Annotated in this window: 12 protein-coding genes; 5 read left to right on the forward strand and 7 right to left on the reverse strand. The window is 69.1% G+C overall.

What is annotated here, in order from left to right:
- Positions 1-143: 143 nt before the first annotated feature.
- Complete coding sequence (locus ACE3N9_RS02060) at positions 144-1,529, reverse strand: hypothetical protein (RefSeq protein ID WP_374280365.1); 1,386 nt, start codon at positions 1,527-1,529, stop codon at positions 144-146.
- Positions 1,530-1,685: 156 nt separating this feature from the next.
- Between ACE3N9_RS02060 and ACE3N9_RS02065 the strand changes: the two genes are divergently transcribed.
- From ACE3N9_RS02065 to ACE3N9_RS02080, 4 genes are read left to right on the forward strand one after another with little or no spacing between them, the layout of a single operon-like run.
- Entirely contained in the window at positions 1,686-3,134 is a 1,449-nt protein-coding gene (locus ACE3N9_RS02065; protein ID WP_374280367.1) for a hypothetical protein, read from the forward strand.
- Positions 3,135-3,157: 23 nt separating this feature from the next.
- Positions 3,158-3,655, forward strand: coding sequence for a hypothetical protein (locus tag ACE3N9_RS02070; RefSeq protein WP_374280369.1), 498 nt, complete (start codon positions 3,158-3,160; stop codon positions 3,653-3,655).
- 2 nt (positions 3,656-3,657) lie between these two features.
- Entirely contained in the window at positions 3,658-3,978 is a 321-nt protein-coding gene (locus tag ACE3N9_RS02075; RefSeq protein ID WP_374280371.1) for a hypothetical protein, read from the forward strand.
- Positions 3,979-3,981: 3 nt separating this feature from the next.
- Positions 3,982-5,673 carry a hypothetical protein gene (locus ACE3N9_RS02080; RefSeq protein WP_374280373.1) on the forward strand — a complete coding sequence of 564 codons (1,692 nt, stop codon included), beginning with the start codon at positions 3,982-3,984 and terminating at the stop codon, positions 5,671-5,673.
- Positions 5,674-5,930: 257 nt separating this feature from the next.
- Here the strand turns inward: ACE3N9_RS02080 and ACE3N9_RS02085 are convergent, their stop codons facing one another.
- The 6 genes from ACE3N9_RS02085 to ACE3N9_RS02110 all read right to left on the reverse strand — a co-directional run bounded on the left by ACE3N9_RS02085 (position 5,931) and on the right by ACE3N9_RS02110 (position 13,497).
- Positions 5,931-7,652 carry a hybrid sensor histidine kinase/response regulator gene (locus ACE3N9_RS02085; RefSeq protein ID WP_374280374.1) on the reverse strand — a complete coding sequence of 574 codons (1,722 nt, stop codon included), beginning with the start codon at positions 7,650-7,652 and terminating at the stop codon, positions 5,931-5,933.
- Positions 7,649-8,284, reverse strand: a complete 636-nt coding sequence (locus ACE3N9_RS02090) for a response regulator transcription factor (RefSeq protein ID WP_374280377.1) — start codon at positions 8,282-8,284, stop codon at positions 7,649-7,651. Before ACE3N9_RS02090 ends, ACE3N9_RS02085 begins: the two co-directional genes overlap by 4 nt.
- A 103-nt stretch (positions 8,285-8,387) precedes the next feature.
- Complete coding sequence (locus ACE3N9_RS02095; RefSeq protein ID WP_374280379.1) at positions 8,388-9,476, reverse strand: LLM class flavin-dependent oxidoreductase; 1,089 nt, start codon at positions 9,474-9,476, stop codon at positions 8,388-8,390.
- Between the two features lie 99 nt (positions 9,477-9,575).
- Positions 9,576-10,490: an aldo/keto reductase family oxidoreductase gene (locus ACE3N9_RS02100; protein WP_374280381.1), complete on the reverse strand. Its 915-nt coding sequence runs from the start codon at positions 10,488-10,490 to the stop codon at positions 9,576-9,578.
- Positions 10,487-11,500 carry a LacI family DNA-binding transcriptional regulator gene (locus ACE3N9_RS02105; protein WP_374280383.1) on the reverse strand — a complete coding sequence of 338 codons (1,014 nt, stop codon included), beginning with the start codon at positions 11,498-11,500 and terminating at the stop codon, positions 10,487-10,489. Before ACE3N9_RS02105 ends, ACE3N9_RS02100 begins: the two co-directional genes overlap by 4 nt.
- Entirely contained in the window at positions 11,497-13,497 is a 2,001-nt protein-coding gene (locus ACE3N9_RS02110; protein WP_374280385.1) for an alpha-glucosidase, read from the reverse strand. The genes ACE3N9_RS02105 and ACE3N9_RS02110 overlap by 4 nt, the downstream gene beginning before the upstream one ends.
- Before the next feature lie 205 nt (positions 13,498-13,702).
- Here ACE3N9_RS02110 and ACE3N9_RS02115 point away from each other — a divergent pair, with 205 nt between their 5' ends.
- Entirely contained in the window at positions 13,703-16,081 is a 2,379-nt protein-coding gene (locus ACE3N9_RS02115) for a TonB-dependent receptor (RefSeq protein WP_374280387.1), read from the forward strand.
- Positions 16,082-16,152 lie beyond the last annotated feature (71 nt).

Here is a 16,152-nt window from a genome sequence, read left to right on the forward strand (position 1 = left end):
ACATGCTTACGTAGGGATAAAGTTGCAAACCAATTGATGTCAACCATCCGCTTGACCTGACTGGTAATTTTCAAGTCCTGGCTGGTTGGCGGAGGCCCGCGTCGGTCGTTTCGGCGCGGCAGACCCGTTCGCGCCGGGTCGGGTCAGGGAATGGTGGGGGGAGTAGCCGTGATTGCCGCGATATCCGCCGCGCTGAGCGTGATGGCGATGCGGCGCCTGGGGGCCTGCTCGGCTGGGGTGTCGGGCTGAACCTCGATTTCGAACCGGCTGCCGATGGTCAACTGGGTGAAGGCCAGGCGGCTGATGGTAAACAAGGCGCCGCCGTCGCCGCGCGTGCCGGCCAGCATTGGCAGCGGTCCCGGCCTGACGGGAAGTCGGGCAACCGGTGCGCCGGGGCGCAGGCCGCCGGTGGTCGATCCGGCGGCAGGGCCGGTCAGCGTGGCCCGTGCGGGGCTAAGCTGCAGCACCGCCTTCGCAGGCATCAGCGGGGTGGCGACATGGGCCGGGCAGGTCCCGCGATTGCGGTTGGACATGGTCAGGCGCAGGCCGCCCGGAACGGCCGCCAGCGTGAAGGCCGGATCGCAGACCACGGCGGGATTGACCGTGATCGGCAGGACCTGGCTGCGTCCGGCCCAGGCCACGGTGATCGTGCCTGGCGTGGGCTGGGCGACTTCGCCCGGCAGCAGCACGGCTTCGGCGCGGGGCGTGGCAAAGCGGTTGTCCCAGCCGCCAAGGGTGGCCGCAGGATCGGCCGGCGGCGTGCTGCCGCTTTGCTGCCAGCTGCCCAGCGCGCTGGCGGAAAGCCGGAAGCTGACCGGCAAGGCGGCCGCGCCGGGCAGCAGGCGCTGCGGCGCATCGGCGCGGATCACTGCCGGCGCGCCGTGGCGCAGATCGCCGCCGGGCGGGACCAGGACGGGGGCAGGCAGGGGCTGAACCGCAAGCGTGAAGGGCAGGCCGCCGGCATAGTCGCGCCCGGTCACCAGCTTCATCGCGTGGCGCCCGGGCGCTGTGCCTTCGGTCACGCGGATCGGCACCTGCCAGGTCACCGTGTCGGTGCCCCGGCCGGTCACGCTCATCGCCTGTTGGAGGTGGTCCATCACATCGATCCGGCCGGCGCTGGCCGTCATGCCGTCAAACACGCGCGCCTGCTGGCTGGCCACGGCGCGGTCGCCGGGCAGGCCCTGGTCGGCGGCCACGGTCAAAATCAGGGGGAGTCGGCACCCGCTCGGCACGGCGGCGTCGAAGGCCAGGTCGATCCGCAGCCAGCCGTGCGCGGCATCGCCGCCAACCACGCTGGCCTCGCGCGGTTCGCGCGCTGCACTCGCGGCCGGATCGCTGGCCGACGACACGCCCCAGCGCACGATCCGGGGCAGGGGTTCGTGGCCTGCGGTCAGCTGCGGGCTGTCATCCATCCTGCCGGTGTTGCAGGAAAAGGTCGGCGCCGTCTGCGCCAGCGCTGGCGCGGCGCCCGACAGCAGCACCAGCGTCAGCAGGTGGCGGCCCGCGCGCATCGAACGAATGGCAGTCATGGCATGATCCCGGCAGTTGGCGTTGCGATGCAGGCTAGCTTGCCGGCGCCGCCGCGCGCCATTGGCCAGACGGCCTAGGCCACCGCCTTGCCCATCAGGCCAATGGCCCTGCCGGGGCGATCCGGCACACTGGCAGGACTGAAGGAGGAGCCTGTCATGTTCGCACCCCGGTCCCTTTCCCGCACTGCCAGCGCGGCTGCGCTGGCCACGGTTCTTGCCCTGCCAGCCCCGGCGCTGGCCCAATGGCAGGAAATCCGCATTGCCCCGGTCCAGAACCTGGTCGACCGCTGTTCGACCACCGTGCTGCGCGCAGCGGATAACCGCGCGCTGCGCGTGGCAGCGGGCGCGTCGGTGGAGATCGAGGTGCTGGGGCATGGCATCGACCTGACCCGCGACTTCAGCTTCGATGGGGGCTCCGTCAACTGGCGCGGCAGCTATGGCGGCGCGGCCAATGTCGGGCGGGGCTGCGGGGCGATCGGTTCAGTCAAGCTGCAGCTGGCGGTGTCGCACGCCTACCCCGCATCGGCGGCCACGGCTCAGCGCGATTTCACCTTGCGGATCGGCGATCAGACGATCCGCGTCACCGCGATCCTGCCCAGCCGCTTCCAGACCCTGAAATGGGACCCGGGCAGCTTCCGCCAGTATGACGGCCCGCTTGCGACCGAACGGCCGCAAGGCGCACCGACGCCGAGCGGGGGCGCCCTGCCGCCGCAATCGCCCCCGATCGTCCGTTCCGGGCCGAGCTGCACCCAGGCCCAGACCTGCGGCGGCGGCGGCACCACGGGTTTCGTCCAGAATTCGGGGCCTTTGACGGGCGGCGGCAACGCTACGGACAATGAGGCGCGACGCTCGCTCGCCGCCTGCATCATGGGGCGCGGCGGCGATGCCCGCCTCGATGGGCGGCGGCTGGAGATCATGCTGCCCGATGATCGCGGCGCGGTGCGCGATTGCCTGACGGCGGGTTCGTTCGCCGTTACCGGGCAGGATTATGAGCAGGTCGACATCGTCGGCCAGTCCGCGCAGGAAGCACCGCGCATCGCCTTTTCCACCACGGCCGGAGCCGATGCGGTGGTATCGCCCTCGCTCGATCCCGAACGGGCGAAGTTCTCGCTCAACCGGGATTTCGCCGCGCAGATGGTGGGGGTGCGCAATTACCGTGTGATCGCCACCAATTTCGCCCAGCGCAGCCAGGCGCTGGACGTGCGGGTCCAGTCGGTCGTGCCCTATGGCGTCACGCGGATCGCGCCGGCCACGGCGCTGGCCGCAACCGGACAGCTGGGCGTGGGCCGGTTCGACGCCCCGCGGCCCGCCGGCCCGTCGGCAGCGTTGGCGTTCGATATCGACCTGGCGCCCAGCGATACCGCGGCCCGTCCGCTGCGCTGGGAACTGCGCGATGCGCAGGGCCGGCCCACCGCAGCCGCATCGTGCTTCGCCGTGGGGGCGGGCACGCTGGCCCCGGCCGCCGGGGCCGGGCGGGTCTCGCTATCCGTGCCGCGCGTTTCGGAAGGCGCCTGCGCGGGTGCGAGCTTCACCCTGGTGGTCGCGCCGGAAGGACGCATGGGCCACGCGCTCTACACCGAATCGCTGCCGTTCACCCTGCGCTGAGCTTAGCTGAGGAGCCCCGCACCATGATCCGCACCACGCTTGCCCGCGCGCTGGCCCTGGGAGCTGCCCTTGGCGGACTGTCGCTGGCTTTCGGTCAGGGGGCGGCCCAGGCCCAGGCCGATGCCGCCGCCGACTTGCACGCGCTTCAGGCCCGGGTCGATAAGCTGTCCGCGCGGGTCGCCGCGCTGGACGCGCTGGTGGTCCAGCAGGGCGCGGTCACCACCATTGGCGGCGAGCGCGGGGTTGACGAGTTGCACCTGCGCACCGGGGCCGATCGCGCGCGCGGCCTGTCGCTGGTGGGCAAGGATGCCGTGCTGCGCTTTGCCCGTCTTACCCTGATCGCGGACGAAGTGACGTTTTCGGCGGGGCAGAAGATCAGCCTGAAGGCCCCGCTGATCGACCTTGATGGCCAGAAGATCGCCGTGAAGGCCAACAAGGATGTGCCGATCAAGGGCAGCGCGCTGCGCGAGGACGCCCCCGCCAGCGTCCGGGTCAGCGGCGGAAAGATCGAGGGGAATTGACCATGCCGCGAGGCATGCTTGCCCTGCCGGTCCTGGCCCTGGCCCCGGTTTTGGTGCTGGCCGTATCGCCGCCGTGGATGGCCGCGCGGGCTGCCTCGCGCAAGGTCGCCAGCAGCGTGCCCCCCGTCTGTCCCACCGCCAGCCACGAACGGCTGCTGCAGCGCGCGGGGCGGGACATCTGCGGTCCCACGCTCAGCCCCAGCGGCCGCCCGACCGCAGCGGGGTTCCTGCCGACAGAATGCCCGCAGGCCGCGCAGACCTATCGCATTGACGCCTTTGGCACCGCCGATCGCTGCATCGGCCCGATCCCACCGGAGAATTGACCCATGCCCCCAGTTTCGCGCCCGATCACTGTTCGCCCCGCGCTGGCCGCCGCCCTGGTGCTGGCGCTGGCCATGCCCCAGGCGGCCGAAGCGGCCCGGCGCAGCAAGGCCGAGGCCGCCGCCGACCTGTCGCAGGTTGCGGCCGAACGGCTGCTGGAACAAGGCGTCGCGGCGCTGCGAGCCGGGGATGCGCCGCAGGCGATCCAGTCGCTGGCGGAACTGGCCTCGCGCCAGCCGCGCAACGGCACGGCCCAGGCGTTGCTCGGGCTGTCCTATCAATTGTCGGCCCAGCGCGATTCGCAGGCGCTGGATCTGGCGCTGGCCGGCTATGACATCGCCATGCGCAGTGAACCGGGCCAGTACTGGCCCGTGGCCATGGCCGGGCGCGGCTCGTTCGATCAGGGCAAGTATGATGAAGCCCTGGCCTTCTTCTCGCGCGCGGCGCTGCTGCGCCCGCAGGACGGGGCGACGCTGTCGGCAGTGGCGGCGGCGGCCTATATGACGGGCGATGCCGCGCTGGCCAGCCTGGCGGCGGGGCGCGCCGCTGCGATCCAGCCCGGCGTGAACGGCGAGAACCTGCGCCTCGCCGCGCTGGCCGCTGCGGCCAATGGCGAAAGCGCCCTCGCGCGGCAGCGCTTGGCGGTTTTCGCCGCGCAGTTTCCCGCCCAGGCCGATGCGGTCTCCGCGCGGGTCGAAACCCTGTTGCAGACCGCCGCGCTGGACCTGCCGGTGGCGGGCGGTGCGGCCGATCTGGCGCCGGTTGCCGCGCCCAACCAGGTCTCGCTCGACGTGGCGATCATCCTGTCGCAGAACACCCAGCGCGATCGCTCGGGCTTCAACCTGCTTGACGGGCTCAGCCTGCAATATGGCGGATCGCGCAATGCCACGCGGACGATCACGCAGGATAACGGCACCCAGGTTGGCAACGGCTACCAGCGGGTGCTGACCGCCTCGATCTCGATCCCGCAGATCAACTACAACCTCAACCTGTTCAACCGGGGTGGGCAATACTATTCGGTGGTCGCCCGGCCGCAGCTGACCGCCTTTCGCGGTGAACAGAGCGAATTCTTCGTCGGGCGCACGCTGCGCGTGGCGGTTGGCGGGGTGAACACCACCAGCCTGGAACAGGTCGATATCGGCATCGACCTGAAAGTGACCCCGGTGGAAATCACCCCCACCGGCACCCGCGTGCGGATCGAGGCCGGGCGCAGTTTCCTGACCGCCGATCCGGCCGGATCGTTTGCCGAAGCGCTGACCACTTTCCGCCAACGCGTGGTGGCCACGGCCGAAATCGGCTTTGGCGAAACCCTGCTGCTGTCGGGCCTGAACGAAGCGGTCGAGGACAAGACCTTTTCCAAGACGCCGCTGCTCGGCGACATTCCGGTGGTGGGTAATGCCTTCAACGAACGCAACGCCGTGCGGCGGCGGGACTCGGTGATGGTTCTGGTAACCCCGGCGCGGCCCTTGGTGGCGCCGGGCCGGGCCTGGGCGCGCGGCGATGCGGCGGCGCAGCTGGCCCGGCTGTGGACCGAAGTGGTCGATCCGATGAGCAATGCCGCCCAGACCGCGGCAACGCTGGGGCGGATGCGCCTGTTCACCCGGATGCAGCGCGGCGATGTCTCCACCACCTTCCCCGAAGCGCGCCCCGCCGCGGAACAGATGATCGGCGAACTGGTCTTGCCGGGTGGGAACTGAGCGTCGGGCCTTGGGTTCTGACCCCAGGCGGCGTGGTCGAATTCCGACCGGGAATTTGGGGCGACGGACTGGCACTCGCACGCTTCGCCTGCCCCCCTTGGCGTCACCCCGGGCTTGACCCGGGGACCAGCTATTCTTTGCGGGGCAGGACAGGAAGCTGGCCCCCGGGTCAAGCCCGGGGTGACGGGGCGGTAGGGGTCGCGGCAGGGGCCGAACAGCAGACATCGGCTTTGTCCGCGCCGCCCAGGGTCCTTGCCCTAGGCCAGGGCGGCCAGCAGGGCCGGTTCGGGCACCGGCTTGAGCAGCAGGACCGCGCCGGCGGCGGCCACCTGGGCGGCGGTTTCGCTGGTGGCATCGCCGCTGATCACGATCGCGCGGGCGGCGGGCGCGGCGGCGCGGACCATGGCCAGCACCTGTGCGCCGCTATCGTCGCGGCCCAGGTCCCAGTCGGTCACCACCGCCCAGGGGCGCAGCCCTGCGGCCAGCGCGGCGGCGACTGGCGCGGAAGCGGCGCAGGCGTGCACCTCGGCGCCGTGCAGGCGCAGCAGCCCGGCCAGCGCCTCGCGGGTATCGGCGCGGTCCTCGACCAGCAGGATGTGGCGTCCCGCCAGCGGCATGGCGGGGAGTGGCTCGACATCTGGCGCCGGGGCGGCGGCCAGCGGCAGCGGCGCGGGCGGCAGGGTGACGACAAAGGCGCAGCCGCGCTGCCAGCGCGGGTCCAGTGCCAATGTGCCGTCCATCAGTTGCGCCATTTCGCGGGCAATCGCCAGCCCAAGGCCGGATCCATAACCCAGCCGCCGCGATCCCGCACCTTGTGCATAGGCGACGAACAGCGCCTCGGCCTCGGCCGGGGGAATGCCGGTACCATCGTCCAGCACCATGATCTCGATCCGCTCGCGCTGGCGCACCAGCACCCGCACGCGCCGCCCGCCTGAATGGAGGATCGCATTGGCCACCAGATTGCGCAGGATCCGGGTCAGCAGCGCCGGGTCGGCCCAGGCCGCCCGCGCGGGGCGGGCCATGCGCAGGTCGATCCCTGCGCGCCGGGCCGACGGCGCCAGTTCGGCCTCTAGCGCCGCCACCATCGTGGCCAGCGGCACCGCCTCGCACGCTGCGCGCATCGCGCCGCTTTCCAGCCGCAGGTGTTCGGCCATCCCTTCCAGCAGGACCATCGCTTCTTCCAGCCCGCGCTCCACCCCTTGCGCCGCGCGGGCCTGACGTTCGGGATCGGCGGCGCGCAGCACCTGCCGGAAGAACAGCATGGCCGCTTGCAGCGGCTGGCGCAGATCGTGCGATGCGGCGGCGATGAAGCGGGTGCGGGCATCGCGCTCGGCATGGGTCGCGGCGAGGGCGTCGGCCAGGTCGGCCGACATCGCCTCTGCGCGCAGGCGCTGGGTGATGGCGGTGCGGATCGCGTGCTTGAGCACCAACCCGGTGCCGATCATCAGCGCGCCGAAGGCCAGCAGGAAGATCGCCAGCGAATTGGCATAGACCGTCTCGCTCTGGAAAAAGAACAGCGCCGCCGATCCGAACACGGCGATCACGCCAAAGGCGATCGTGCCGGTGGATTCGGCGGTCGCCACCACCTGGCCGCTGATCGCCGCCGAATAGAAGATCACCATCAGCAGTTGCAGCGGTTCGGAGGCGTAGGGCAGCAGCATCCACACGCTGGCCGCCACGGTCAGGTCGAATAGTACCGCGACCACCTTGCCCAGCGGCGACCAGAACCGTTCGATCTGCGCGGCGTCGGGCTGGCGGAAGTAGACTGCCAGCGGGACGATCAGCATGATCGCGGTGACCACCGCCATCGCCCCGGTCCAGGTCCACAATTCGCGCGGCGGGACCAGCGGGGCGAACAGCGAATGGACATAGGCCAGCGTCCCGCCGACCAGCAGCGTCAGCAGCCCGGCCAGCGCGAATTCCACGCGCGATTCCGCCGCGCGCACTTCCTGGTGGATCAGGCGGTCGTCGCCGCTCAAAGCAGGCCGCGCCCGCGGGCCAGGGCCACCGCTTCGGTGCGGTTGGCGGCGCCCAGCACGGTCAGGATCTGGGCGACGTGGGCCTTGGCGGTGCTGGGGGAAATGCCCAGGTCGCGGGCGATCTGCTTGTTGGCGCAGCCACTGGCCAGCAGGTGCAGCACCTCCCGCTGCCGTTCGGTCAGCGCGCCATCGGGGGCAGGCGTGACCGCTTCGGCCGTGCCGCCGCTGCCTTCAAGCACCAGGTCGCGCACCGCCTCGGGTAGGTAGCGACCGCCCGCCAGCACCAGCCGCAGTGCCGCTTCCAGCACTTCCGGCCGCGCCGATTTGGGCAGAAAGCCGCGCACGTCCAGTTCCAGTACCATGCGCAGGTGCTCCGGGTCCTCGCTGCCGGAAAAGACCACCACCGGCGTCTGCGGGCAGGCGGTTCGTGCAGCAATCAGGTTGCTGCGCGGGTCTTCGCCCGGAATGTGCAGGTCAAGCAGCAGCAGGTCGACCTGGCCGATGCTGCGCGCGGCGGTGAGCGCGGCGGCGCAGGAATGGGCGATGTGGACCTGGGCATCGAAGGCGCTTTCCAGCGTCATGCCCAGGGCCGACGCGACGATCGGATGGTCATCGCAAATCAGTACCTGCATGGCCAGCCCCCGCTCGTCGGTGTCGCCGCACCGGGATATGGGCTTCGCGCGGCGATGACAAGCACCGGCAGGCCGCGCGGTGCGGCCTGCCGGTGCGGCTGGATCACAGCGTCAGCGGGGCGTGCTGGATGTGGGGCAGGACGTGGCGGGCGAACATGTCGGCTTCCTGCATGTGCGGATAGCCCGACAGGATGAACGCTTCGATCCCCTCAGCCTGATAGGCGCGCAGCTTGGCCAGCACCTGATCGGGCGTGCCGACGATCGCCGCGCCGCAGCCCGAGCGCGCCCGGCCGATCCCGGTCCACAGGTTGTCTTCGACAAAGCCGTCGCCGCCCGCCGCGCTGCGCAGTTCCTGCTGGCGCTGCACGCCATAGTTCTTGGCGTCGAGCGACTTTTCGCGGATCGCCTTGCCCGCGTCCTCGTCCAGCTTGGACAGCAGCCGGTCGGCATAGGCGCGCGCTTCGTCCTCGGTCTCGCGCACGATCACGTGGGCGCGGTAGCCGAACTTGAGGTTGCGGCCCTTGGCAGCGGCGCGGGCCTTCATGTCGGTGATGGTTTCGCGCACCTTGTCCATCGTGTCGGGCCACATCAGGTAGACGTCGGCCGCTTCGGCGGCGCATTCGCGCGCCTCGTGGGACAAGCCGCCGAAGTAGAACGCCGGGCACTTGCCCGAAATGGTCGTGATCCGCGCCGGATCGAGCTTCAGGTTGAAGAACTCGCCCTGGAAATCGAGATGCTCGCCGTTCAGCAGCGTGCGCACGATCTTCATGATCTCGGTCGCGCGGGCATAGCGGGGTGCGCTCTCGATCTTCTCGCCCGGCATGTCGGACGAGATGATGTTGACGTTGAGCCGCCCGCCGGTGCCCGCCGCGTTGGGGCCGAGGATGCGGTCCAGCGTGGCGATGCGCCGCGCCAGCTGCGGCGGCCAGTCCTCGCCCATGCGGGTCGCCCACAGCAGCTTGATCCGCCGCACCTGGGTGGCAACGGCGGCGGCAAAGGCGGTGGTGTCCAGCCCCAGCTCGTACCCCGAAGGCAGCAGGATATTGTCGAACCCGCCTTCCTCGGCGCGCAGCACGATGTTGCGGCAGTGTTCCCAGCTCGATTTCAGGTAGGGGTCGGGCACTCCCAGGAATTCATAGTCGTCGTCGCACAGGGCGGAGAACCAGGCCACTTCACATTGTTGCTCGGTCATCGTTTCGCTTCCTCACCTTGGCGGCGGACGTCACTGTCCATCCGGCAAAACCGCATGGGGCTCGCCGTCCGCTGCTCGCTCCATTCCAGGCGGCTGGCCCTAGGGCAGCCGTTCTCCCCGCGCCGCGACCAGCACGGCGTACCAGTCCTGCCGGGTCCAGCGGACTTTCAATGCCTGCGTTCCTTCCGCGATCCGGTCCGCCTGCTGCGAACCGATGATCGGAATGATCCCCGCCGGGTGGGCCATCAGCCAGGCATAGGCCGCGACCGTGCGCGACACGCCCTGCGCTTCGGCCACCCGGTCCAGCTCGGCGGCGACCGCCTGATCGCGCGCGCTTTCGGGATTGGCGAGCCGCCCGCCGCCCAACGGCGACCATGCCAGCGGGGTCAGCCCCAGCATCATCGTCTGGTCCAGCTCGCCGTTTTCGAAGCAGGTGATCCGCAGCGGGCTGATTTCCGGCTGGGTCGAGACCAGCTTGTGGCCCAGAAACTGGTTGAGCGCGGCGGTCTGGTGGATGGTGAAGTTGGAGACGCCCAGGGTGCGGATCTTGCCCGCGGCTACCGCATCGTCCAGCACACGCGCCACTTCCTGCGGATGGGCCAGGATGTCCGGGCGGTGGACCTGCCACAGGTCGATCACGTCGGTCTTCAGCCGGGCCAGCGACCGGTCGATCGCGCCGCGCAGGTAATCCGCGCTCTGGTCATAGGGCAGAGGGGGCATGATCCCGCCCTTGGTCGCCAGCACCATCCGCGCGCGCAGGGCGGGCTCGGCCGCGAGCACTTCGCCCAGCAGGGCTTCGGCATCGCCGAACCCGCCGCTGCCGTCGAAGCCATAGATGTCCGCCGTATCAAGGAAGTTGATCCCCGCATCGAGCGCGGCATGGACCAGCCGCGCCGCATCGGCGGCACTGCGGCCATTTTCGGCCAGCCGCCACATCCCCCAGGCAATCGGGGAGACGGCAATGCCGCTGGCGCCAAGGCTGCACGTCGCGGGGGGCAAGGGAAGTTCGCTCATGCAAGGTTCCTGGTTGGCGGCGCGACGGATGCGCGCTCGATCAGTTGGTGCGGAAGGCGGCGATGGGTGATGTCGCCCCCGGCGATAAGGATTTCGGTGGCCGTGCGGGCCAGTTCGGCCATCGGCTGGTGGATCGTGGTCAGCGGCGGCCAGACGGTGCGCGCCAGCGTGGTATCGTCGAACCCGGTGACGGAAAGCTGCCCCGGCACATTGACCCCGCGATCATGCGCCACGGCCAGCACGCCGGCGGCCATATCGTCGTTCGAGGCGAAGATCGCGGTCGGCGGATCGGGCAGGTCCAGCAGCATGCGCCCGCCGCGCACGCCCGAATCGAAATCGAATTCTCCGTCGCAGACCAGGCAGGGTTCAAACGAAATCCCCGCCCGGTCGAGCGCGCGGCGATAGCCGAACAGGCGGTCGTCCGATGCCATGTGGTTGGGGTGACCCTTGATGAAGCCGATCCGGCGGTGCCCCATGTTGATCAGGTGGGTGGTCATGTCGTCCGCCGCCTGGGCATCGTCCATGTAGACCGAACTGGTCAGCGCGTGGTTGGTGCCGGGGGAAATCCGCACGAAGGGAATGTCGAGCGCTTCCAGCGCGCGCAGCACCGGGTCGCAATCGGTCACCGGGCTGGACAGGATGATCCCGTCGACATGGGTTTCGGTGACCAGCCCGCGCACCTGTTCGCCCACCTGCGGGTCGGCCACGTCGACCGGCTGGGCCAGCAGGCGGATGCCGTTGGCGCGGCAAAAGTCCCAGCACCCGGTCTGGATCTGGAACATGTAGTAGGGGCTGTGATTGTCATAGATCAGCGCGATCTGGTTGCTTTTCGCGCCCGACAGGATCCGCGCCGCGACGCTGGGCCGGAAATCCAGCGCGCGCATCGCTTCTTCCACCCGCGTGCGGGTATCCGCGCTGACATAGGGATGGCCGTTCAGCACGCGGCTGACGGTTTTCACCGCCACCCCGGCCCGGGCCGCCACATCGCGGATGTTAGCGCGTTCGCTCATTCCCCCAATACCCCCGCAAGGCCCGCGAACAGCGGCGCAAAGGCGCTGTCCGGGCGGTAGAACGCCGGCGGCTGGCCGATCGGGGCGGGAACTTCGTGGGTGCCGGGGGCATAGTCTTCGCCCGTCAAGCAATGGCGCCAGGGTCTTGTCCCGGGAAGGATCACCTGCCGCGCCCGCGCGCCCGCCTCGATCACCGGAGCAACCAGCAGGTCTTCGCCGTAAAGGTATTGGTCCTGCACCGCAAACAGCGCGGTATCTTCGCCATAGTGCAGGAACAGCGGGCGCTGCGCGGGCAGGCCCAGCGCCTGCGCTTCATCGCACAGGTGGCGGACATAGGGGGCAAGGTGCGCATGGACCCGGCTCCACCGCGCAAAGCAGGCGAGCAGCTCGGCGCTGCTGTCGTATTGCAGGTTGTCGTCCGGGCGGTTGCCTTCATGGCTGCGCATGACGGGGGCAAAGGCGGCCAGCTCGCACCAGCGCTGCATCAGCTCCACCGTCCGCACATTGCCGTGGAGCGAGGTATAGCCGCCGCAGTCCGAATGGCTGTAGGCATTGCCAACGAGGCCCGCCGACAGTGCGGCGGTAATCACCGTGCCGATCCCGTCATGCCGGGTGAAATCGACCGACTGGTCCCCCGCCCACAGCAGCGGGCAGTGCGCCTGCACCCCGGAAAAGCCGGCGCGCATGAAGAACACGGCATCGCCGGTCTTGCCCCGGCTGGCGACGGCGCGGGCGTTGACTTCGGCCCACAGCACCGGCCAGCGGTTGTGCGTTTCCATCGGATCGCTGCCATCGGCCAGCCGCACATCGGTGGGCAGGTATTCGCCGAAATCCGCCATCCAGCCGGAAATCCCGATGTCGAGCATTTCGCGGCCCAGCACCTTTTCGGCAAACCAGGCGCGGGTTTCCTCGCGCGTAAAGTCCAGCACGCCGCAGTCGAATTCGCCGAAATCGACGAGGTAAACCTCGTCGCTGTCCTGGCGCAGGCAGAAGTGCCCCTGTTCGCGCGCCTCGTCATACAGGATGCCGTCCACCGCGAGGTAGGGGTTGGCATAGGCGAGGAAGCGGATCCCCCGCGCCTGCAGGGCGGCGATGCGTTCGGGCAGGTCCGGATAGCGCTGGCGGTCGCGCCGCCAGTCCCAGAACAGGCGGCGGCCAAAGCTGGTTTCGCGGATTCCGGCCCAGTCCTCGCACCACAGGCCGGAAACGGCGGCGCCGGCCTTGATGAAGCGCTCCAGCCGCTCGAAACTCTGCGCGCCGTCCTTCAGGCCGACGATCGCCCCGCCAATCGCCCAGTCGGGCAGGGGGGGCTGCTGGCCGAACCGGCGGGCCAGCTGGCCGACCAGGTCCTGCGGGCCATCGGCGGCGTAAAGCTCGAACGTAGTGGCCGGAGCCCAGACCTCGACGCGGTGGAACGCCGGATCGCTGCAGTCGATCACGCTGTAGGCCTCGGCCCGGCAATGGACCGCCAGCCAGCGCGAGGTGAGGAAGGTCGGCTGCGGGTAATTGGTGTTCCAGTAATCGCCCCCGGCCATGCCATCGGCATCCATCCGCCGGGTCAGCTCGGTCGACTTGTCGCGCCCGACGCCGGGTTCGCTGGTCCACATCGGAAAGGCGCGGCCATTCAGCGCCAGGTAGCTCATCTGCTCGCCGCCGCCCCAGACCGTCTCTTCGGGCTCGGCGTGAAAGCGCAGGTGAAGGCGGTCATGGCCGGGCAGCAACGCCTGCGCGGTGAGCAAATTGCCGTCGAGCGTGAGGCGCGCGGTGGGGACGCCCTGATGCAGCAGGGTCGCGCTGATCTCGTCCAGGTCCCAGCCTTCGGGTTGGACTTCGCCGTGGGGGGCATCCTCGATCCGGAAGTTGCCGCGGACCATTTCGACGGTCGCATTGCCGATCGCCATGACCACCGCAGGACAGGATTTGCGGTGCGACAGCACGACTCGGCCCGCGAACAGCAGGTCGAACCCGTCTTCAAGCGCCTTAAACCCCGTTTTCACGGTCTTTTGCTCTCCCTCTGCACCGGCTTGCTGCACTTGTGCGCCAGGCGCGTCAAGCAGTGTGACACCGCTTGACATATCGGGCCAATCGACGCATTTCAAGCACCACAAGTGGCAGGGTCCCGGGCAGTGCATCCGGGCCCGAGCCGCGGTTTGCAGCCGCCGGAACCCCATCGTTCGGTCCGGCCAAAGTGGGAGGAACTCCATGAAAACGTTGCTTTATGCATCGGTTGCGGCCCTGGCCCTGACCGCCAGCCCGGCCTTCGCCCAGCAGGCCGAAGATGCCGATTCCGCCAACCCCGGTGAAATCGTCGTCACCGCGCAGAAGCGCTCGGAAAGCCTGCAATCGGTCCCCGTCGCTGTCTCGGTCGTCTCGGGCGAAGACCTTGCCGACACCGCGCGCCCGGGCATCGAAAGCGCCGCCCAGCTGGTGCCTTCGCTCAACTTCCTGAAGTCGGGCACCACGCTCAACCAGACCATCTTCCTGCGCGGCGTCGGCACCGCGACTTTCTCGATCGCGGGCGAACCCTCGGTCTCGACCGTGGTTGACGGCGTGGTCTATGCCCGCTCGGGCGAAGCCTTCTCGGACCTCGTCGACGTCGCCCAGATCGAAGTGCTGCGCGGCCCGCAGGGCACGCTGTTCGGCAAGAACGCGTCGGCCGGCGTGATCAACATCACCACCCAGATGCCCAAGCAGGAACTGGGCGGCTCGTTCGAAGCCAGCTACTTCGACCGCAATGAAGTGCGCGTGAAGGGCGCGGTCAATCTGCCGGTCGGTCCGGACAGCGCCGCCCGCCTGACCGCCTTCTACGGCAATTATGACGGCAACATCCGCAACACCACCACCAACCAGTGGGTCAACGGTTACAAGCACTGGGGCGTGCGCGGCCAGTTCCTGTACGAGCCGAGCAACGCGCTGCGCGTCTACCTCGCCGCCGATTACTACAAGAACGACGACGATTGCTGCGCCGACATCATCGCCACCGGTCCGCTGACCGGCGCGGGCGCGGCCACCACCAGCCTGGCGTTCGGCGTGCTGCCGACCCCGCAGGGCGCGGATACCCGCCAGGTCGCGCAGAACCTGGTCACCGCGACCAAGGAAAAGGGCTGGGGCGTTTCGGGTCAGATCGACCTCGAAGTGGGCACCCACACCCTGACCTCGATCACCGCCTATCGCGGCTGGGACAACACCGAAATCCGCGACGGCGACTGGCTCGACCGGGCCTATGTCGGCTTTGCCCAGCTGCATGACAGCGGGCCGCAAAGCTCGAACACCTTCAGCCAGGAACTGCGCCTGACTTCGCCTGCCGACCAGACGCTGTCCTATGTGCTGGGCGCCTACTATTCGCGCGCCGACAGCGAGCGGACCTTCACCCGTAACGTCACGCAGTGCAACGCCACGGCCACCGCGCCGACTGGCGTGCTGATCCCGTGCGGGAGCGTCAACGCCCTCGCGGCGACCACGCCCAATGGCAGCGCGACTTTCGGTTCGGTGTTCAACAACTTGGCGCTGTTCGGCCAGGCAACCCTGAAGCTGGGCGAAAGCGCCCGCCTGATCGGCGGCCTGCGTTACACCCACGACAAGCTGTCGGTGTTCCACAGCCGCGTTTCGCCGCTGACGGGCCCCGGCATCCAGGCCAATTTCGACCAGGGCGTCTATGACCGCTACCTCTCGCTGATCGCGGGCGGGTCGACCGCTTCGGCGGCGGCCAGCGCGGCCGTGGCTGGTTCGAACGGCACCCCGTGGCGTTCGCGCACCAGCAACGACAACGTGTCGGGCAAGGTCGCGCTGCAGTATGACCTGAGTGACGACGTCATGGGCTATGCCAGCTATGCGCGCGGATACAAGGGCCCGGCCTACAACGTGTTCTTCAACCTGACCGCGACCGGCACCAACGTGATCGATCCGGAAACCTCGGACTCGTTCGAAGTGGGCCTGAAGAACACCCTGTTCGGTGGCCGCCTGACGCTGAACCTTGCGGGGTTCTACGCCAAGTACAAGAACTTCCAGGCGAACAACCCGGATGTCGTAGCCGGCGTGGTGGTGACTCGCTTCACCAACGCGGGTGAAATCTCGACCCGCGGGGTCGAACTTGACATGAACTGGCGCGCTGGGCCGAACACCTCGATCAGCGGGGGCGTTGCCCTGACCGATGCCCATGTCGATGCCTTCAAGGTGGCGCCGGGCGCAGCGGCGACGGCGATCATCCCGTCGGGCACCAAGCTGGGCTTTGCGCCCACTTGGAAGGGTTCGCTCTCGGTCGATCACCGCATTGTCACCGGCGGCTTTGCCGACGTCGCGTTGGGTGGTTCGATGAACTTCCAGTCGAAGCAGCTGTCGCTGTTCGCGCCTGACGCGGTGCAGCGCCAGCTGGGCACGATCCCGGGCTATGCCCTGGTCAACCTGTCGGTCGCGCTGGTCGATCCGGCGGACAAGTGGAAGATCATCGCCCAGGTCCGCAACGTGTTCGACAAGAGCTACGCCGCCGCGATCGTCAACGGCGGGGTCAGCGGGTCCTACCGCTACCAGATCCCGCGCGATGCCGACCGCTACTGGGGCGTGAGCGCACGCTACAGCTTCTAAACCCTTCCACCCAAACTGACGGGGCCCTGCGGATCGTGTCCGCAGGGCCCCTTTCTTTTGCCCGGCTTGTG

Origin of the sequence: Novosphingobium sp., assembly GCF_041905565.1 — a bacterium.
Lineage (GTDB): Bacteria > Pseudomonadota > Alphaproteobacteria > Sphingomonadales > Sphingomonadaceae > Novosphingobium.